The sequence below is a fragment of the Paraburkholderia translucens genome (assembly GCF_020881035.1).
Lineage (GTDB): Bacteria > Pseudomonadota > Gammaproteobacteria > Burkholderiales > Burkholderiaceae > Paraburkholderia > Paraburkholderia translucens.
Genome location: NZ_JAJITC010000002.1, coordinates 92,474 through 112,136 on the forward strand (window position 1 = coordinate 92,474; position 19,663 = coordinate 112,136).

General features: G+C 64.2%; 18 protein-coding genes. 10 read left to right on the forward strand and 8 right to left on the reverse strand.

The features are described from left to right. Positions 1-12: 12 nt before the first annotated feature. Both LJ655_RS03640 and LJ655_RS03645 read left to right on the forward strand, forming a co-directional pair. Positions 13-1,902 (forward strand): glycoside hydrolase family 15 protein, encoded by a 1,890-nt coding sequence (locus tag LJ655_RS03640; protein ID WP_230559903.1) that lies wholly within the window; start codon positions 13-15, stop codon positions 1,900-1,902. A gap of 180 nt (positions 1,903-2,082) precedes the next feature. After that, complete coding sequence (locus tag LJ655_RS03645) at positions 2,083-3,360, forward strand: polyhydroxyalkanoate depolymerase (protein ID WP_230559904.1); 1,278 nt, start codon at positions 2,083-2,085, stop codon at positions 3,358-3,360. Positions 3,361-3,480: 120 nt separating this feature from the next. Here the strand turns inward: LJ655_RS03645 and LJ655_RS03650 are convergent, their stop codons facing one another. Then, positions 3,481-4,113 (reverse strand): TetR/AcrR family transcriptional regulator, encoded by a 633-nt coding sequence (locus LJ655_RS03650; protein WP_230559905.1) that lies wholly within the window; start codon positions 4,111-4,113, stop codon positions 3,481-3,483. A 234-nt stretch (positions 4,114-4,347) separates the two neighbouring features. Here LJ655_RS03650 and rsxB point away from each other — a divergent pair, with 234 nt between their 5' ends. The 3 genes from rsxB (at position 4,348) to LJ655_RS03665 (ending at position 6,469) form a co-directional block, all read left to right on the forward strand. Then, a complete protein-coding gene (gene rsxB, locus LJ655_RS03655) occupies positions 4,348-5,229 on the forward strand; it encodes an electron transport complex subunit RsxB (protein ID WP_230560258.1) in 882 nt (293 codons plus the stop codon). A gap of 43 nt (positions 5,230-5,272) precedes the next feature. Beyond that, the gene (nth, locus tag LJ655_RS03660; protein WP_230559906.1) at positions 5,273-5,917 is read left to right on the forward strand and encodes an endonuclease III; all 645 of its coding nucleotides are present in this window, start codon (positions 5,273-5,275) and stop codon (positions 5,915-5,917) included. A gap of 117 nt (positions 5,918-6,034) precedes the next feature. Next, a complete protein-coding gene (locus LJ655_RS03665; protein ID WP_230559907.1) occupies positions 6,035-6,469 on the forward strand; it encodes a DUF1841 family protein in 435 nt (144 codons plus the stop codon). Positions 6,470-6,596: 127 nt separating this feature from the next. Here LJ655_RS03665 and LJ655_RS03670 read toward each other — a convergent pair whose 3' ends face one another. Both LJ655_RS03670 and LJ655_RS03675 read right to left on the reverse strand, forming a co-directional pair. Next, positions 6,597-6,977: a c-type cytochrome gene (locus LJ655_RS03670; RefSeq protein ID WP_230559908.1), complete on the reverse strand. Its 381-nt coding sequence runs from the start codon at positions 6,975-6,977 to the stop codon at positions 6,597-6,599. A gap of 46 nt (positions 6,978-7,023) precedes the next feature. Further along, positions 7,024-7,392, reverse strand: a complete 369-nt coding sequence (locus LJ655_RS03675) for a c-type cytochrome (protein WP_230560259.1) — start codon at positions 7,390-7,392, stop codon at positions 7,024-7,026. Between the two features lie 313 nt (positions 7,393-7,705). On the opposite strand from LJ655_RS03675, the gene LJ655_RS03680 reads away from it, so the two are divergent. The 5 genes from LJ655_RS03680 (at position 7,706) to LJ655_RS03700 (ending at position 12,702) form a co-directional block, all read left to right on the forward strand. Continuing rightward, a complete protein-coding gene (locus LJ655_RS03680) occupies positions 7,706-8,548 on the forward strand; it encodes an AAA family ATPase (protein ID WP_230559909.1) in 843 nt (280 codons plus the stop codon). A 28-nt stretch (positions 8,549-8,576) separates the two neighbouring features. After that, positions 8,577-9,752 (forward strand): vWA domain-containing protein, encoded by a 1,176-nt coding sequence (locus LJ655_RS03685; protein WP_230559910.1) that lies wholly within the window; start codon positions 8,577-8,579, stop codon positions 9,750-9,752. A 60-nt stretch (positions 9,753-9,812) separates the two neighbouring features. Continuing rightward, positions 9,813-11,033 carry a benzoate/H(+) symporter BenE family transporter gene (locus LJ655_RS03690; protein WP_230559911.1) on the forward strand — a complete coding sequence of 407 codons (1,221 nt, stop codon included), beginning with the start codon at positions 9,813-9,815 and terminating at the stop codon, positions 11,031-11,033. Positions 11,034-11,253: 220 nt separating this feature from the next. Then, positions 11,254-12,207 (forward strand): transaldolase, encoded by a 954-nt coding sequence (gene tal / locus LJ655_RS03695; RefSeq protein ID WP_230559912.1) that lies wholly within the window; start codon positions 11,254-11,256, stop codon positions 12,205-12,207. A 75-nt stretch (positions 12,208-12,282) separates the two neighbouring features. Further along, positions 12,283-12,702 carry a VOC family protein gene (locus LJ655_RS03700; RefSeq protein ID WP_230559913.1) on the forward strand — a complete coding sequence of 140 codons (420 nt, stop codon included), beginning with the start codon at positions 12,283-12,285 and terminating at the stop codon, positions 12,700-12,702. Between the two features lie 13 nt (positions 12,703-12,715). Here LJ655_RS03700 and LJ655_RS03705 read toward each other — a convergent pair whose 3' ends face one another. The 5 genes from LJ655_RS03705 to LJ655_RS03725 form a co-directional block, all read right to left on the reverse strand. Then, entirely contained in the window at positions 12,716-13,840 is a 1,125-nt protein-coding gene (locus LJ655_RS03705) for an FUSC family protein (RefSeq protein WP_230559914.1), read from the reverse strand. Between the two features lie 127 nt (positions 13,841-13,967). Further along, positions 13,968-15,518, reverse strand: a complete 1,551-nt coding sequence (gene mctP, locus LJ655_RS03710) for a monocarboxylate uptake permease MctP (protein ID WP_230559915.1) — start codon at positions 15,516-15,518, stop codon at positions 13,968-13,970. Then, on the reverse strand, positions 15,515-15,757 hold the full coding sequence (locus tag LJ655_RS03715) for a DUF3311 domain-containing protein (RefSeq protein ID WP_230559916.1): 243 nt from the start codon (positions 15,755-15,757) through the stop codon (positions 15,515-15,517). The genes mctP and LJ655_RS03715 overlap by 4 nt, the downstream gene beginning before the upstream one ends. Positions 15,758-16,056: 299 nt before the next feature. Next, positions 16,057-16,992: a class I SAM-dependent methyltransferase gene (locus tag LJ655_RS03720; RefSeq protein WP_230559917.1), complete on the reverse strand. Its 936-nt coding sequence runs from the start codon at positions 16,990-16,992 to the stop codon at positions 16,057-16,059. A gap of 140 nt (positions 16,993-17,132) precedes the next feature. Then, complete coding sequence (locus LJ655_RS03725) at positions 17,133-19,373, reverse strand: NADP-dependent isocitrate dehydrogenase (RefSeq protein ID WP_230559918.1); 2,241 nt, start codon at positions 19,371-19,373, stop codon at positions 17,133-17,135. Positions 19,374-19,663 lie beyond the last annotated feature (290 nt).

Genomic DNA, 19,663 nt, shown 5'->3' on the forward strand with positions numbered 1-19,663 from the left:
GACACGTTTCCCATGCCTGCACTCATCGAAGACTACGCACTGATCGGCGACGGGCATACCGCCGCGCTCATTTCCCGCGAAGGTTCCGTCGACTGGCTTTGCTGGCCGCGCTTCGACTCCGGCGCCTGCTTCGCCGCGCTGCTCGGCACCCCTGAGAACGGCCGCTGGCTGATCACCCCCGCCACGCCGGCCGACGGCACCGCGCCGACCATCACGCGCCGCTATCGAGGCGAGACGCTGATCCTCGAAACCGACTTCGAAACGCCCGACGGCGCCGTCACGCTGATCGACTTCATGCCGCCCGGTAACGGCTGGTCGGAGATGATCCGCATCGTCGTCGGCCAGCGCGGCACCGTGCGCATGAAGATCGAACTGGTGCTGCGCTTCGACTACGGTTTCTCGATTCCGTGGGTCGAAAAGCTCCGGCACGATAGCGGCATCAAGGCGATCGTCGGCCCGGACAACGCAGTGCTGCGCACGCCGGTCGAGCTGCGCGGCGAGGACATGAAGACCATCGCCGAGTTCTCCGTGACGCAAGGCGAGCGCGTGCCGTTCTCGCTCGCGTACGCGCCGTCGCACCTGCGCATTCCGCCTGCGCGCGATCCGCATACGGCGCTCGCCCGCACCGAGAACCACTGGCTCGAATGGGCGGCGCGCGGCACCGTCGAAGGACGCTGGGCCGGGCCGATTCGCCGCTCGCTCATCACGTTGCGCGCGCTCGCCTACGAACCCACCGGCGGCATCGTCGCGGCGCCCACCACGTCGCTGCCCGAGCAGCTCGGCGGCACGCGCAACTGGGACTACCGCTACTGCTGGCTGCGCGACGCGACGATCACGCTGCTCGCGATGATGCGCGGCGGCTACTACGACGAAGCGCGCGCGTGGCGCAGCTGGCTCGGCCGCGTGACGGCGGGCGCGCCGGACCAGTTGCAGATCATGTACGGCATCGCCGGCGAGCGGCGTCTGCCGGAATCCGAAATCGACTGGCTGCCCGGCTATCAGGGCGCGAAACCGGTGCGCATCGGCAACAACGCCGTCGGGCAGACTCAGCTCGACGTCTACGGCGAGGTGATGAACGCGCTGCATCTTGCGCGCGTCGGCGGGTTGCAGGCGGACGTCACCGCGTGGAACGTGCAGTGCGCGTTGCTCGAGCACCTCACGACGATCTGGCGCGAACCCGACGAAGGCATCTGGGAGACGCGCGGCGGCCGGCAACATTTCACGTTCTCGAAAGTGATGGCGTGGGTCGCGTTCGACCGCGCGATCCGCTCGGCCGAGATGTTCAAGCTCGACGGCCCGCTCGACGAATGGCGCGCGACGCGCGACACGATCCACGCCGACGTCTGCGAGAAGGCATGGAATCCGCGGTTGAACGCGTTCTCACAGTTCTACGGCAGCGACCAGCTCGACGCGAGCGTGCTGCTGATGCCGCTGGTCGGCTTCCTGCCGCCGCGGGATCCGCGTATCAAGGGCACCGTTGCGGCGATCGAGCGGGACCTGATGCACGGCGGCTTCGTGATGCGCTACCGCACCACCGAATACGACGACGGCCTGCCGCCCGGGGAGGGCACCTTTCTTGCGTGTTCGTTCTGGATGGTGGACAACCTCGCGCTGCAGGGACGCGTGCAGGAAGCGGTCGACATGTACGAGCGGCTGCTCGCGCTGTGCAACGACGTCGGGCTGCTGTCCGAGGAGTACGATCCCGTCGAAAACCGTCTGGTCGGCAATTTCCCGCAGGCGTTTTCGCACGTGGCGCTCGTCCACACCGGATTGAACCTGATGAAGCACGAGCAGGAGATGGCGCAGGCGACCGGCCATCCGCCGCAAAACGGCATCCGCTCGACGGAGCTTGAGGCTCAGGCAAGCCCTGATAGCGGCGCAGCAGCATCGCCGCTAGCATGAGCCCGTGACAGTTTGCGTACACTGAACGCGAATATTGTTGCGTTGCACAAGATTGCTTTGTTCGATATTATCGAATTCGACCGTCGGCCGACAAAAATGTGCCAACAACCAAAATGGCCCGCCGCAGCGCCTCACGCGTGTTTGCGAAGCCCAATGCGAACCGCTTAAAACGGAGCAAACATGCTCTATCAACTGCACGAATTCCAGCGGGCGATGTTGAACCCTCTGACCGCCTGGGCCCAAGCCGCATCGAAGTCATTTGCGAATCCGGCCAGTCCGTTAGCCTATTGGCCGGGCGCCACACGCTTGTCCGCCGGGTACGAACTGCTTTACCGGCTCGGCAAGGATTACGAAAAGCCAGAGTTCAACATTCACCAGATCGTCAAAGACGGTCATAACATTCCAATCGTCGAACAGACCTTTATCGAAAAGCCGTTCTGCCGCCTGACGCGCTTCAAGCGTTTCGCGGACGACAGCGGCGCTGTCAGTCAATTGAAAGACGAGCCGGTCGTGCTCGTTTGCGCACCGTTGTCAGGACACCACGCCACGCTGCTGCGCGACACGGTGCGCACGTTGCTGCAAGACCACAAGGTCTACATCACCGACTGGATCGACGCGCGCATGGTGCCGCTCGAAGCCGGCTGGTTCGGTCTGAACGACTACATCGCGTACATCCAGGAATTCATTCGCCATATCGGCGCGAAGAATCTGCACGTGATCTCGGTGTGCCAGCCTACCGTGCCCGTGCTAGCCGCCATTTCACTGATGGCGAGCCGCGGCGAAGACACGCCGCGCACCATGACGATGATGGGCGGCCCGATCGACGCGCGCAAGAGCCCGACCTCGGTCAACTCGCTCGCCACGCAGCACTCCTACGAGTGGTTCGAAAACAACGTGATCTTCACGGTGCCACCGAACTATCCGGGCGTGGGCCGCAAGGTCTATCCGGGCTTCCTGCAGCACACCGGTTTCGTCGCGATGAATCCGGAGCGTCATGCGGCGTCGCACTGGGATTTCTACCAGAGCCTGCTGCGCGGCGACGAAGACGACGCGGAAGCGCATCGCCGCTTCTACGACGAGTACAACGCGGTGCTCGACATGGACGCCGACTACTACCTCGACACGATCCGCGTCGTGTTCCAGGAATTCCGTCTTGCCGAGGGCACCTGGGTCGTCGAGGGCGAACCGGTGCGGCCGCAGGACATCAAGACGACTGCGCTGTTTACGATCGAAGGCGAACTCGACGACATTTCCGGCGACGGCCAGACCTACGCGGCGCATGACCTGTGCAGCGGCATTCCGGCGAAGAACAAGCGTCACTTCACTGCCGAAAAATGCGGCCACTACGGCATTTTCTCGGGCCGCCGCTGGCGCACCATCATTTATCCGCAATTGCGCGACTTCATTCTCGAGCACAATAAAACGGCAAGGCCGGCGCAGGAAAAAGTCGAAGCCTGAGCATTAAACTTGCATGGCATTAAAAGGCAACGGCCTCGAGAAGAGGCCGTTGGCTTTTTTATCGCGGTTTTTTCGTGATACTGATTTTTGCCACGGCGATGATCCCCGCGGCAGCGCCCGTTACTTTCTCAACAGATAGGCGAGCAGCAGCTCGGTATTCATCTGGATGACTTCGCTGCGTTCGGCGGGGCTGCTGAAATCGCGGCCAAGTGTCGCCTCGAGCGTGAATCGGTTCGACACGATGTAGTAGCCCATGCCCGAAAGCGTCACGTAAAAGCGCAACGGATCGACGTTCGTGCGAAACAAGCCCGCGCGTTGCCCGCGTTCGAGAATGCCGCCGAGCGTCGCGACGATCGGCGAGATCATTTCGCGTATGCGCGTGGACTTCTGCATATATCGTGCTTCATGCAGATTCTCGTTGTTGATGAGGCGGAGCAACTCGGGGTGATCGCGGTAGTAGTCCCAAACGAAATGGGCGAGCCGCGTAACGGCCTCGACGGGGGCGACGCCATTGAGTTCGAGCGTGCGTTCGGCTTCGTTGAGTGCGCTGAACGCATGTTCGAGTACCGCGGTAAATAGCTGCTCCTTGCTACCGAAGTAGTAATAGAGCATGCGTTCATTGGTTTCCGCGCGGCGGGCGATCTGATCGACGCGCGCGCCGAACAGTCCTCCATTTGCAAACTCTTCGGCCGCCGCAAGCAGAATGCGGCGCCTCGTGCCTTCAGGATCTCTTTTGATTTTCGGCTGATTCATGGTGGCATCGTCTTCGTGAGCCGCGTTATCCGGATCGCGCCGCCGGCCTCTCCTCGAGCCTTGCAGTGGCGGCGTTGAGCGGGCGCGCCATGGTTGGGAAACACACCCTTTTCTGCGGTCTTTCGAATGAAGCGCTTCGATTATGGCACATGGACTGCGAATGGCAATCGGGGAAATCGGCGATAATGTGCTATTTAGTTCAGGCCGTGCGATCGCACGCCAAGCCCCCGCGTCATAATCGTGACAGACGTCAAAACACTCGCGGATCGCATCGAAGATCTGCTGCCCCAAACGCAATGCACGAAGTGCGGTTACCCCGCATGCCGTCCGTATGCCGAAGCCGTCGCCAGCGGCGAGGCCAACTATAACCAGTGTCCGCCCGGCGGTGCCGAGGGTATCGCGCGGCTCGCGGCGCTGCTCGGCAAGCCGGTGATTCCGCTCAATTCCGCCAATGGCGTCGAACGCCCGCGTCCTTTGGCGGTTATCGACGAACAGGTGTGCATCGGCTGTACGCTGTGCATGCAGGCGTGCCCGGTCGACGCGATAGTTGGCGCTCCGAAGCAGATGCACACCGTGATCGCCGAGCGATGCACCGGCTGCGACCTGTGCGTGCCACCCTGCCCGGTCGATTGCATCGCGATGCTGCCCGCGACCGGCGCGGCAACCGGATGGGATGCATGGAGCCAGAGCCAGGCAAACGCGGCGCGTACGCATCACGACCGCCGCGAGGCACGTCTCGCGCGCGAGCGCGACGCCGCCGAAGCGCGTGCTGCAGCGCGGCGAGCCGCGAGCGCGAGCGTGCCGGCGGCTGCATCGGCCCCAGTGCCGGCCGCCGGCGCGACAGGCGCACCGGCCGCCGCCCCGGTCGCGGACGATGCCGAGGCGAAGAAACGCGCGATCATCCAGGCCGCACTCGAACGCGCGCGCAAGAAAAAAGAGGAAATGACCGCGAAAGGCCAGGGACCGCTGAACACCGAGAACGTCAGCGCCGACGTGCAGGCGCAGATCGACGCCGCCGAGGCGCGTCGCCGCCGTCTCGGTCTGACCGGCGGCGAGCACACGCGCGGCACGGAGCAGCCGTCCGACGAATCGGACCCGCCGCCAACCGCCCGCTGACCACCTCGGCGCCGTCCTTACCGCCCACATCGACCCGCTCCACATGAACGCGAACAAACGCCGCGCGATCTACGAGACCCTCCAGAGCCTGAATCCGCATCCGACCACCGAGCTCGAGTACACGACGCCGTTCGAACTGCTGATCGCGGTGCTGTTGTCGGCCCAGGCGACGGACGTGTCGGTCAACAAGGCCATGCGCAGGATGTTCCCGGTCGCGAACACGCCGCAGAAGGTGTTCGACCTCGGCGAAGAAGGCGTCGCGAGCTATATCAAGACGATCGGTCTGTACCGGACCAAGGCGAAGAACGTGATCGCGACCTGTCGCATCCTGCTCGACCAGTACGGCGGCGAGGTGCCTGAAGATCGCGAAGCGCTCGAAGGACTGCCGGGCGTCGGCCGTAAAACGGCGAACGTGATCCTGAACACGGCGTTCGGCCATCCGACCATCGCGGTCGACACGCATATTTTCCGCGTCGCCAACCGCACCGGGCTCGCGCCCGGCAAGGACGTGCGCGCGGTCGAAGCGGCACTCGAAAAATACACTCCCGCCGAATTCAGACACGATGCGCACCACTGGCTGATCCTGCATGGGCGCTATGTGTGCAAGGCGCGCCGCCCCGAATGCTGGCATTGCGCGATCGAGCCGCTGTGCGAGTTCCGGCCGAAGACGCCGCCGCCCGATCTTTAGGCGCACGCCGACTCGAAAGCCGAGGCGGAGCCCCGCACCTGCACCCCGCGTGGCCGCCACGTAAAATGATGTTTTACCGGCGCTGCGCACGCCCCACTTCCATCCACCGGTTCCACGATGTTCAATCCCAGCCGCGACGAAGTTCGCATTTTTTTCACCGACACCTGGCGCAAGCAGCGCCAGGGCGAGATTCTGACGCCGCTCGAGGCGATCGCCGCCGACTGGATCGTCGAGCATCCGGAATACCACGCCGACCTCGCCGACGGCCCGGCCGCTCAGGCGCAGGACTATTCGCCGGAGCGCGGCCAGACCAATCCGTTCCTGCATCTGTCGATGCATCTGGCGATCTCCGAGCAGCTCTCGATCGATCAGCCGCCCGGCATTCGCGCCGCGCACGAGCGGCTCGCCGCGCGGCTCGGCTCGACGCACGAGGCGCAGCACGCGATCATGGACTGCCTCGGCGAAACCATCTGGGAAGCGCAGCGTACCGGCACCCCGCCGGACACGGACGCGTACCTGCAGCGGATCGAACGGCGCGCGACGCGCGACTGAAGCGACTGAAGATTCCGGCGCCGCCCCACCCCCGGCACGCCGGCGTACGACGCCCCCAAAGCAAAACACCCCGCCGAGGCGGGGTGTTTTGCTTTTGAAGCCTCGGCGCGAATCCCGCGCCCGATGCTTACTTCTTCTGCACGAGATCGCCCTGCAGTGATTCGATGTAAGCGGCGATGTCCTTCATGTCGCTAAGCGACAGGTTCTGCACCTGCGCCTGCATGATCGCGTTGTTGCGGCCGAGATTCGGATTGACCGTGCCCATCTGGTACTGACGCAGCGCCCAGTAGATGTAGTCGGCGTGCTGACCGGCCAGCTTCGGATACTCGGGGACCACCGGCTTGTTCAGGTTGACACCGTGGCAGGCCGCGCAGTTGTGGCTGTCGGCGAGCACCTTGCCGTTGGCGGCGTCGGCCGCGTGCGCTGCGTTCGTCGCGGCCAGACCGATTACCGCCGCCGCGCCGACCGTCTTGAACACCGTGTGGAGTGCCTGTTGGGCCTTGATCATGAAATCTCCTATCCCGCGAATTGGATGTGCTGGTGACCGACGCCGATCACTTGTCGGGATTGTTTTTCGAAGCGGCAGTTTGCGCTGCGTAGTACGCGGCGACGTCGGCGATGTCCTGATCCGACAGCGTTACCGCGATTGCGTGCATCGAGGCGAAATGGCGGTCGCCCTTCTTGTAGGCGCGCAGCGCGTTTTCGAGGTACGCCTGATTTTGCCCCCCGAGCATCGGCACGCGGAAAACCTCTGGATAAGCCGTGCGGTATTCAGGAATGCCGTGGCAGCCGATACACATCGCGACCTTGTCCTGGCCCGCCTTGGCGTTGCCTACGACATCCGCTGCGTGCGCACTGGCCGCATATCCCGCAAGCACCGACAGCGCTGCGATCACGACGTGTTTGCCGACGAATTTATTCATAGATGTAACCTGGCTTGAGGGGAAACGGGTGCCCAGAAAGGCAGCGATCCGGCCGTTCTTCTTATAGGTGGCCACGCAGGCCAAAAAAATCGGGCCCATTGTACCGCGACGCCGCGCCGAACGTCCACCTGGCGCGGGAGCGCGCAACGCCCGCCGCAACGGGCTTCGCGCCATGCCGGCGGCGGCTTCGCAGCCGCACCGCGGCAGCGTCACCGACGCACGACAGCGCGGCTGACACCCTGCGTGAGCCGGTTTCAGGTCAACAGGCCTTCTGACTTATACTGGATTTTTTTCCGCTCAAGAGCGCCTCGCCATGCGATTCGAAGGCTCATCGCAGTACGTCGCCACCGACGACCTGAAGCTCGCGGTCAACGCCGCCATGACGCTCAAGCGTCCGCTGCTCATCAAGGGCGAACCCGGTACGGGCAAGACCATGCTCGCCGAGGAAGTCGCCGCGGCGCTCGGCATGCCGCTGCTGCAATGGCACATCAAATCGACCACCAAGGCGCAGCAAGGGCTGTACGAATACGATGCGGTCTCGCGTCTGCGCGATTCGCAGCTCGGCGACGAGCGCGTGAAGGACATCCGCAACTACATCGTCAAGGGCGTGCTGTGGCAGGCTTTCGAATCGGACGAGCAGAGCGTGCTGCTGATCGATGAGATCGACAAGGCCGACATCGAATTCCCGAACGACCTGCTGCGCGAACTCGACCGCATGGAGTTCTACGTGTACGAGACGCGCGAACTGGTGCGCGCGAAGCATCGTCCGCTCGTGATCATCACGTCGAACAACGAGAAGGAATTGCCCGACGCGTTCCTGCGCCGCTGCTTCTTCCACTACATCAAGTTTCCGGACGCAACGACGATGCAGCAGATCGTCGACGTGCATTACCCCGGCATCAGGAAGGATCTGCTCGCCGCGGCGCTGCAGAGCTTCTTCGAGTTGCGCAACGTCGCGGGTCTGAAGAAAAAGCCGTCCACGTCCGAACTGCTCGACTGGCTCAAGCTGCTGCTCGCCGAAGACATCCCTCCCGAAGCACTGCGCTCGGCCGATCAGAAGCAGATCGTGCCGCCGCTGCACGGTGCGCTGCTGAAGAACGAACAGGACGTCAGCCTGTTCGAGCGGCTGCTGTTCATGAACCGCAACAACCGTTGAGCGGGCGCAGCGCCGCAGGACATCCAGCATGCTGATCGACTTTTTCTACTCGCTGCGCGCCGCCAGACTGCCGGTCTCGGTGAAGGAGTACCTGACGCTGCTCGAAGCGCTGAAGGCCAACGTGATCGCGCCGTCGCTCGACGAGTTCTACTACCTCGCGCGCATCACGCTCGTGAAGGACGAGCAGTACTTCGACAAGTTCGACCAGGCGTTCGGCGCGTATTTCAACGGCGTCGCGCAAACGACCGGGCTCGCTTTCGAGATTCCGCTCGACTGGCTCGAGAAGAAGCTGCAACGCGATCTGTCACCCGAGGAGAAAGCGCAGATCGAGGCGATGGGCGGCATCGACAAGCTGATGGAGCGCCTGAAGGAACTGTTCGACGAGCAGAAGGAGCGCCACGAGGGCGGCAGCAAATGGATCGGCACGGGCGGCACGTCCCCGTTCGGCAATGGCGGCTATAACCCCGAGGGCGTGCGCATCGGCGGCGACGCGGCCGGCAATCGCACGGCCGTCAAGGTGTGGGAAGCGCGCGCGTATCGCGACTACGACGACCAGGTCGAAATCGGCACGCGCAACATCAAGGTGGCGCTGCGGCGGCTGCGCCGCTTCGCCCGCGAAGGCGCCGCGGAAGAACTCGATCTGCCCGACACGATCCGCAGCACCGCCGCGAACGCCGGCTGGCTCGATCTGAAGATGGTGCCCGAGCGGCACAACAACGTGAAGGTGCTGATGCTGCTCGACGTCGGCGGCTCGATGGACGATCACGTGAAGCGCACCGAGGAGCTGTTTTCCGCCGCGAAGGCCGAGTTCAAACACCTGGAGTTCTACTACTTCCACAACTGCGTGTACGACTTCCTGTGGAAGAACAACCGCCGCCGCCACGCCGAACGCACGCCGACGTGGGACGTGCTGCACAAGTTCACGCCCGACTACAAGCTGATCTTCGTCGGCGACGCGACGATGAGCCCCTATGAAGTCTTGCAGCCGGGCGGCTCGGTCGAGTACAACAACGCCGAAGCCGGCGCGGTGTGGTTGCGCCGGCTCGCCGATCATTTTCCGCACTTCGCGTGGCTGAATCCGGAACCGGAAGCGCTGTGGCCATACCGGCAGTCCGTCAGCGCGATCCGTGAAGTGCTGGGCCACCGCATGTATCCGCTGACGCTCGCGGGCCTCGAAACGGCCATGCGGGTCCTGAGCAAATAACGCCGGCATGCAGATATCCACCTCTTGACGCCGAAACTTCCACAACAAGAAAGCCTTCGCATGAGTTCGTCCCCGTCTCCCCAACTGTCACCCGCCGCCCCGGCGCCCCGGCGTTTCAATCCGCTCGCCGATACGTCCCTGTCGACGATCGTCGCGGGCTTCGTCGCGGCGATGACCGGCTACACGAGCTCGCTCGTGCTGATGTTCCAGGCGGGCCAGGCCGCGCATCTGAGCGATGCGCAGATTTCATCGTGGATCTGGGCGCTTTCGATTGGCATGGGCCTCTGCACGATCGGCCTGTCGCTGCGCTTTCGCGCGCCGATCGTGATCGCGTGGTCGACCCCGGGTGCGGCGCTGCTGGTGGCGTCGCTGCCGCATGTCGAATACGCCCAGGCGATCGGCGCGTTCATTTTCTGCGCGGCGCTGCTGACGCTGGTCGGCGTGACCGGCTGGTTCGATGCGCTGATGAAGCGGATTCCGTCGGGCCTCGCCTCAGCGCTGCTCGCGGGCATCCTGTTCGAGATCGGCATCGAGATTTTCCGCGCCGCGCAATTCCAGACCGCGCTCGTGCTGACGATGTTTTTCACCTACCTGATCGTCAAGCGGTTCGTGCCGCGCTACGCGATTCCGACGACGCTCGTGGCCGGCACGGCCGCCGCCGGCGGCCTCGGGTTGCTCGACTTCAGCCACTTTCACGTCGCGCTCGCGCACCCGGTGCTGACGATGCCGTCGTTTTCGGTGGCGGCTTGCGTGAGCATCGGCATTCCGCTTTTCGTGGTCGCGATGGCCTCGCAGAACGTGCCGGGCATCGCGGTGCTGCGCGCGGACGGCTACACGACACCGTCCGCGCCGCTGATCGCGACGACCGGCGTCGCATCGCTGCTGCTCGCGCCGTTCGGCTCGCACGGCATCAACCTTGCAGCCATCACGGCGGCGATCTGCACCGGCCCCGAAGCGCACGAGAACCCCGCCAGGCGGTACACGGCCGCCATATGGGGCGGCATTTTCTATCTGCTCGCCGGGGTCTTCGGCGCGACCATCGCCGCGCTGTTCGCGGCGTTCCCGAAGGAGTTGGTCGTCTCGGTCGCGGCGCTCGCGCTGTTCGGCTCGATCATGAGCGGGCTCGCCAATGCGATGCAGGACACGCGGCAGCGCGAAGCGGCGCTCGTCACGTTCATGGTGACCGCCTCGGGGCTCACGCTGCTGTCGATCGGCTCGGCGTTCTGGGGACTCGTCGCCGGCGTGGTGACGCAGGCCGTGTTGAACCCGCGGCGCGTTTGAACGGAGCGCACCGCCTGCTGACGATTGCCGGTGTTCGTACCGTCCACGGCGATCCGCCATAGAATAGATGTATCCGGCAGCGTTTCCCGGCGCCATCGCGGGATGCGCTGCGGCTTGACCCGCGGCCGCCCGCGTCGGCTGGTTTCTGTACCTTGCCCAGCCGGCGCGGCGGCGTCCTCATTCTCCTGAACCATGGCGCACGCGCCCTGAAGGCCCGAACATGACAACCGCACTCGACCAACTCAAGCAATACACCACCGTGGTGGCCGACACCGGCGACTTCCAGCAGCTTGCGCAGTACAAGCCGCAGGATGCGACCACCAATCCGTCACTGATTCTGAAGGCCGTGCAGAAAGACGATTACCGGCCGCTGCTCGAAAAGACCGTCAAGGCGCACGCGTCGAAGCCGGTCCGCGCGATCATCGACCAGTTGCTGATTGCGTTCGGCACCGAGATCCTGAAGATCATCCCGGGGCGGGTCTCGACCGAAGTCGACGCGCGCCTGTCGTTTGACGTCGAAGGTTCGATCGCGAAAGCGCACGAACTCATCGCGCTGTACAAGGAGCACGGCATCGAGCGCGACCGCGTGCTGATCAAGCTCGCGTCGACGTGGGAAGGCGTGCGTGCGGCCGAGGTGCTGCAGAAAGAAGGCATCCACTGCAACATGACGCTGCTGTTCTCGCTCGCGCAGGCGGTAGCCTGTGCGGAAGCGGGCGCGCAGCTGATCTCGCCGTTCGTCGGCCGCATCTACGACTGGTACAAGAAGAGCGCCGGCAGCGCTTGGGACGAAGCGAAAGACGGCGGCGCCAACGATCCGGGCGTCAAATCGGTGCGCCGCATCTACGCGTACTACAAGAAGTTCGGCTACAAGACCGAGGTGATGGGCGCGAGCTTCCGCACCACTTCGCAGATCCTGGAGCTGGCCGGCTGCGATCTGCTGACGATCAGCCCCGACCTGCTGCAGAAGCTGCACGAGAGCACCGACAAGGTCGAGCGCAAGCTGTCGCCGGAGGCGTCGCACGAGGCGGACATCGAGCGCGTGCCGGTCGACGAGAAATCGTTCCGCTTCCTCGTCAACGACGACGCGATGGCGACCGAGAAGCTCGCCGAAGGCATCCGTACGTTCGCAGCAGACGCGATCAAGCTGGAAAAGCTGATCGAAACGCTGCGTTGAGGTGCCGGGTGCCCCTCCCCGCCGCCGCCAGGCGGGGGGAGATGGCACCCCAAACGCCTGATCATGGAGGCGATCATGTACGTTCAGCCGTATGTGTTCTTCAACGGCCGTTGCCAGGAAGCGCTCGACTACTACACCGACAAGCTCGGCGCGCAGGTGACCTTCAAGACGCTGTTCAAGGAAGCGCCGCCGGACGCGCAGATCCCGCCGCGCCCCGAGCTCGCCGACAAGATCATGCACGCGAACGTGCAGATGGGCTCGAGCACGTGGATGGCCTCCGACGGCAACTGCGACCCGGCGGCGGGCCAGTTCAACGGCTTCAGCCTGTCGCTGACCGTCGAAGACGGCGCGTCGGCGGAAAAATACTTCAACGCCCTCGCCGACGGCGGGCAGGTCGTGATGCCGTTCCAGCCAACGTTCTGGAGCAAGGGCTTCGGGATGGTGAAAGACCGCTTCGGCCTGATGTGGATGGTCAGCCTGCCGCCGCAGGTCTGAGGATCAGCCCCGCCTAGGCGATCCGCGCCGCCCGCGCATGCCGCTCGATATTCCAGTTCGGCTCGGTCTCCAGCAATAGCGCACGCAACCGGTCCACCTGCTCGGCGAGGCGCTGACCGAGCCAGTACGGTCCTTGCCACTCGGGCGGCAACGCGGTGGCCGCTTGGCCATCCCGCTTCGCGAGCGGAGCGGCCGCCGGAATGCCGAAGCGCGTCGGACGGCCGAAGCGCAGCCCGCGTGCGGTCGACAGCAGGATGGAGCGCACCGCGCGCACCTCGGCGCCGCAATGGTTCGCAAAAGCGGCGCGCGCAGCGGCGCCGGCGTTCATCAGCGGGCCCGTCGCCAGCAATTCGAGTGCGCTCAGCACCGAGCGATGCAGCCGCTGGATCTCCTCGAGCTTCGTCTGCGGCACGTCGATTTCCTTCGCGACCGACGGCATCAGCGAGCGCAGTTGCACGAGCCGCTTGTTGATCTGCAGGAAACGCTTGACCTGCTCCTCCTCGGTGATCGTCTCGCCTTCGAGCAGCCGCGCATAGATTCCCGCGCATTCGCGCAGATTGGCGGCGAGCCCATAGCGCCATGAATACGTCGCGTGCAGCGGAAACGCGAACGAAAAAGCCAGCGCAATCACAATGCCGATCAGCACGTTCAGCGTGCGCCACAGGCCGACGTCGATCAGATTGTCGCCGTGGCCCGCCACGATGCACATGGTGATCGCCGTCAACAGTCCGATATAGCCCGACGAACCGATCGCGAACCACGCGCAGACCGACGCGGCGATCGCCATCAGCACGTAAGTGAACGGCAGCGAGCCGATGAAGTTCTGCTGCACGATCAGCAAGAGACCGATCGATGCGCCAAGCAGCGTGCCGGCCGCGCGTTCGGCCGCCTTTTTGCGGATATTGCCGTGATGCTGCAAGCCGCCGATCACGACCAGCAGCGTGACCGACGACCAGATGCCGTGCGGAATATCGATGCCGGTCGTGGCGAGAATCGACGCCAGCATCGCAAGGCCGACGCGCAGGCTGTGCAGCACTTTCGCGTGCCGGTAGCGGTAATACGGCGATGTGACGGCGCGCACCATCCGGCTGAGCGCCGCGCGGCGGGGGATCACGGTGGGAGTATCGGCAGCAGCCATGGCGGCGCGCGGCGAACGCGTGAATGGACGGTTCCGCTATCCTGCCCTGGAGTGCCCCGCAAACACAAACGCCCGCGAACTCTCGTTGGCGGGCGTTGCGTTTTTCAGAGCGTGATCTGGAGCCGGATCAGCCTTCGACGATGTCCAGGTAGTCTTCCGGGCGCGTGCGATCCTCGGCGCGCTGCATGCCCGCCACGCGCACGAACAGGCTCACGACGACCGACACCACGAGGTTCACGATTAGCGACCACACCGCCGCATAGCCCGGAATCGCCATGCCGAACAGGTGGATCGTGAAGATCGAGCTCGCGAGCTTCAGCGAAACCGCCATCCACGTGCCGGTCGCGATACCGGCCGCCCAGCCGAGCAACAGACCCCGGTAGTCGAGCATGCGCGTAAAGAGACCCAGCACGATCGCCGGCAGCGTCTGGATGATCCAGATGCCACCGAGCAGCTGCAGCTGGATCGCGTACGTGAGCGGCAGACCGAGAATGAACGCGACCGCGCCGACCTTGACGATCAGCGACACGAGCTTCGCGACGTTGGTCTCCTGGTCGTGCGTCATGTTGCGGTTGATGAACTCCTTGTGCACGTTACGCGTGTACAGGTTCGCCGCCGCGATCGACATGATCGCCGCCGGCACCAGCGCGCCGATACCGATGGCCGCGAACGCGACGCCGACGAACCACGACGGGAAGAAGTGCAGGAACAGCGCCGGCACCGCGAAGTTCGGGCCGAAGGCCTTGAAGTACGGCGCGAATTCCGGCATGTCCTTCACGCCGGCCGCGAGCGCCATGAAGCCGAGCAGCGCGAGCAGGCCGAGCACGAGCGAATAGGCCGGCAGCAGCGCCATGTTGCGGCGGATCGTGTTGCTCGATTTCGACGACAGCACCGCGGTGATCGAATGCGGATAGAGGAACAGCGCGAGCGCCGAGCCCACCGCGAGGGTTGCGTATGCGCTATAGCCGTTCAGGCTCGACACGTCCGGCGACTTGAGCAGCAGCTTCTCCGGCGGCACCGCGCCGAAGATATGGCCGAAGCCGCCGAGTTGCGGCGGAATCACGACGATCGCGGCGAAGATCGTCACGTAGATCAGGATGTCCTTGACGACCGCGATCATGGCCGGCGCGCGCAGGCCCGACGTGTAGGTGTAGGCCGCGAGGATCGCGAACGCGATGATCAGCGGCAGATCGCCGACGAAACCCGTCGTGTCGAAACCGAGCGCGCCGATCACCACTTCGATGCCGACCAGTTGCAGCGCGATGTACGGCATCGTCGCGACGATGCCGGTCCCCGCGACCGCGAGCGCGAGCATGCGGCTGCCGTAGCGAGCCGACACGAAGTCAGCCGACGTCACGTAGCCGTGCCGCTTCGCGATGCTCCACAGCTTCGGGAACACGACGAACGCGAACGGATAGATCAGGATGGTGTACGGCAGCGCGAAGAAGCCCGTCGCGCCCGCGCCGAACACGAGCGCCGGCACCGCGATGAACGTGTAGGCGGTATACAGGTCGCCGCCGAGCAGGAACCAGGTGACGATCGTGCCGAAGCGCCGGCCGCCGAGACCCCACTCCTCAAGATGCGCGAGATTGCCGCGCCGCCAGTGAGCCGCGACGAAGCCGAGAATCGTGACGCCGATGAAAAATAGAACGAAGACGAAGGTTGCAATAGGGTTCATGGTTGCGCGCCCCCGTTCGTGCGGCCCGTATAAAGGGATTTGGTCTTCGAGTAGACGAGCCAGGTGATGGCCGCGCTGATCAGCACCCACAAAAGCTGATACCAGTAGAAGAACGGGAAACCGAACAGTTGCGGTTCGATCCGGTTGTAGGACGGTACCCAGATCATCGCGATCCAGGGTAGCAGCAATAGCCAGAGCCAGTGCTTGCTGGCTTTCTTCACGTCGGCGTCGCGAGCCATGACGTCTCCTGTTTCCTATTTGGAATTTATCTGCCCGTGGTCAGCGGCAGGTGGAACACACAGCCGGCGGTCGGCCACGGGCGCCCCGAAAGCTTCGAAAGAGTATAGGAGTCGCGAACACCCGGTCAAGCAGGGAGGACCCGAGGCGCACTGGCGCGGGACAAGGCTGCGGCAGGACCAATGATGCACGCTGAATAACGTTGCGGCGTAGACGTAAAAAAGGTACCGAAAGCGACGCGGCCGTGCCGACGGATACGCCGGCACGGCCGCTTTGCTTCAACGAAAAGGATGGCGCCCGCTCAGATCGCGAACGATGCGCCCGTCTGCCCCGTCGATTCGCGCAGTCCCTTGATCCATTTGCGCGCCGGCAAGCCCAGCTCGGCTTCGATCAGCTTCGCGCGCGCCTCGAGCGCGGCGTACGGCACGTCGAGCGCGGGGCCCGAGAATGCGATCGCGATGCGGTTACCGTCGTGCACTTCGGGCAGCGCGACGACGCGGCCGTCGAACGCTTCGTTCAAACGCTTCATGTTGCGCACGAAGCTCGGATGATCGCCGAACAGGTTCACCGTGGCGATGCCCGCCTCGGTCAGACAGGCGCGCGCGGCGCGGTAAAACCCGACGCTATCGAGCACCGGGCCGCGCGCCGTCGCGTCGTAGATGTCGATCTGCAGCGCGCCGATCGTGCCGTGATTCGCGCGCTCGTTGACGAAGTCCCACGCGTCGGTTTCGTGAACGGTCAGACGCGCGTCGTCGGGCGGCAGCTCGAACATCGTGTGCGCGGCCACCACGACCGCCGGATTCAATTCAACGGCCTCGACTTTCGCGCCCTTCAGGAAGCGGTGCGCGAATTTGGTCAGCGACGCCGCGCCGAGCCCGAGCTGCACGATGCGCTTCGGCGTTTCGAGAAACAGCAGCCAGGCCATCATCTGCTGCGCGTATTCGAGTTCGATGTGATCGGGCTTGCGCAGACGCATCGCGCCTTGCACCCATTCCGTGCCGAAATGCAGGAAGCGCACGCCACCCTCTTCGGAGAACGTCACCGGCGCGAAACGCGGCTTGCGTGGCGCTTCGATCTGCGGTGCCTCGTGAACGTCGTGGTCGGCGGTGCCGCTCGTATTATGGGTGGATTTGGGTGCCTTCCTGTACGCCGTTTTCTGCTTGCCGCCGATTGCTTCGGCGTCCCGGTTGCGGAAAGCGCGCGCCTCGGCCGAGGCGCGCCTGATCAGTTTCGTCATGTGCGGATGTCGCGCCATGGGCGCAATATTTTTAAGCGACCGAGAGCATAGCATTCGCTGCGACTCGCTCGTTCAAAACAGCCAGACACAACGGACATGCCGCGACGAGCCGCTCGCGGGCGGCTCGCCTTCGTATCACGTCACTCGACGCGCACCGCCTGGAGCGCCTCGTTCAACGTGCGGCTCGGCCGCATCACCTCATCGAGCTTGTCAGAATCCGGCTTGTAATAGCCGCCGATGTCCACCGGCTTGCCCTGCACCGAGGTCAGCTCCGCGAGGATCACTCGCTCGTTGGCGGTCAACTGCGTCGCGAGCGGCGCGAACTGCGCGGCCAGTTCGGCGTCGTCCGTTTGCGCCGCCAGCTCCTGCGCCCAGAACATGGCCAGATAGAACTGGCTGCCGCGATTGTCCAGCTCGCCGGTCTTCGGGCTCGGGCTGCGGTTATTCTCGAGCAGCTTGCCGGTTGCGATGTCGAGTGTCTTCGCGAGGATCTTCGCCTTGTTGTTGCCTGTCTTGATGCCCAGTTCCTCGAGCGACACAGCGAGCGCGAGGAATTCCCCGAGCGAGTCCCAGCGCAGATGATTCTCTTCGACGAGCTGCTTCACGTGCTTCGGCGCCGAACCGCCCGCGCCGGTCTCGTACATGCCGCCGCCCGCCATCAACGGCACGATCGACAGCATCTTCGCGCTCGTGCCCAGCTCCATGATCGGAAACAGGTCGGTCAGATAGTCGCGCAGGATGTTGCCGGTGACCGAGATCGTATCGAGCCCGCGCACGACGCGCTCGAGCGTGTAACGCATGGCGCGCACCTGCGACATGATCTGGATGTCGAGGCCGGTGGTGTCGTAATCCTTCAGATAGGCCTCGACCTTCCTGATCAGCTCCGCTTCATGAGGGCGATACGGATCGAGCCAGAACACCGCAGGCATGCCCGAATTGCGCACGCGCGTGACCGCGAGCTTGACCCAGTCGCGGATCGCCGCGTCCTTCACCTGGCACATGCGCCAGATGTCGCCCTGCTCGACGTTCTGCGTGAGCAGCACCTCGCCGGTCGCAAGATCGACGATGCGCGCCTCGCCGTCCTCCGGCACTTCGAAGGTCTTGTCGTGCGAGCCGTATTCTTCCGCCTGCTGCGCCATCAGGCCGACGTTCGGCACGGTGCCCATCGTGACCGGATCGAATGCGCCGTTGGTCTTGCAGAAGTTGATGATCTCCTGGTAGATGCGCGCGAACGTGCTCTCCGGAATCACCGCCTTGGTATCTTTCGGACGACCGTCGGCGCCCCACATCTTGCCGCCGAGGCGGATCATTGCCGGCATCGACGCGTCGACGATCACGTCGTTCGGCGCGTGCAGGTTCGAGATGCCCTTTGCCGAATCGACCATCGCCAGTTCCGGACGATGTTCGTGGCACGCGTGCAGGTCACGGATCACTTCCTCGCGCTGCGATTCCGGCAGCGTCTCCAGCTTCTCGTACAGGTTGACGAGGCCGTTGTTGACGTTCACGCCGAGTTCGTCGAAAAGCTTGCCGTGCTTGGCGAACGCATCCTTGTAGAAGACCTTGACCGCGTGGCCGAAGACGATCGGGTGCGAGATCTTCATCATCGTCGCCTTGACGTGCAGCGACAGCATCATGCCGGTCTTGCGCGCGTCTTCCATCTGCTCTTCATAGAACGCGAGCAGCGCCTTCCTGCTCATGAACATGCTGTCGATGATCTCGCCTTCCTGCAGCGCGACCCTCGGTTTCAGCACGAGCGTCTTGCCGCTCTTCGTGACGAGGTCCATCTTCACGACGCGCGGGCGATCGAGCGTCATCGATTTTTCGCCGTGATAGAAGTCGCCGTGCCGCATATGCGCGACGTGCGTGCGCGACGCCATGCTCCATTCGGCCATGCTGTGCGGATGCTTGCGCGCGTAGTTCTTCACCGCGGCCGGCGCGCGGCGGTCCGAGTTGCCCTCGCGCAGCACCGGGTTCACCGCGCTGCCGAGACACTTCGAGTAGCGCTGACGGATCGCCTTCTCTTCGTCGGTCTTCGGGTCTTCCGGATAGTCGGGCACCTTGTAGCCCTTTGCCTGCAGTTCCCTTATCGCGCTCGTCAGTTGCGGCACCGAGGCGCTGATGTTGGGAAGTTTGATGATGTTGGTGTCGGGCAGCTGGGTCAGGCGGCCCAGTTCCGCGAGATTGTCGGGCACTCGCTGCGCTTCGGTCAGATACTCGGGGAACTCGCCGAGGATACGGCCCGCGACCGAAATGTCGCTGGTCTCGATCTTGATGCCGGCCGGCGCGGTGAAGGTCCGGATGATCGGCAGGAACGCGGCGGTCGCGAGCAGCGGGGCCTCGTCGGTGAGGGTGTAGATGATGGTCGGTTGCTGGGTCGTCATTGCTGGGCTCTGGGCGGGCGGTTGAACGGCATCTCGCGCGTGATACGGGCAGGGCGCACGATTTTCGATCAGGGAAACGCAATGCAAAGACACAACCGCCGTACCTGACGCACGGCGATGCGGGCTGCGGAACGCTTGAGCGGAACGCTTAAGTGAACACGGCGCCGGGTTCGCGCAGCGGGCCAATCGTTTGGATTCTCCCTCATTTTTGTGCTGCGGGGCGAAATCGGTCAATCGCACTATCACCCATGCCAGGCGTGCGAGCGTTCCCGCCGCTACAATGACCCGAT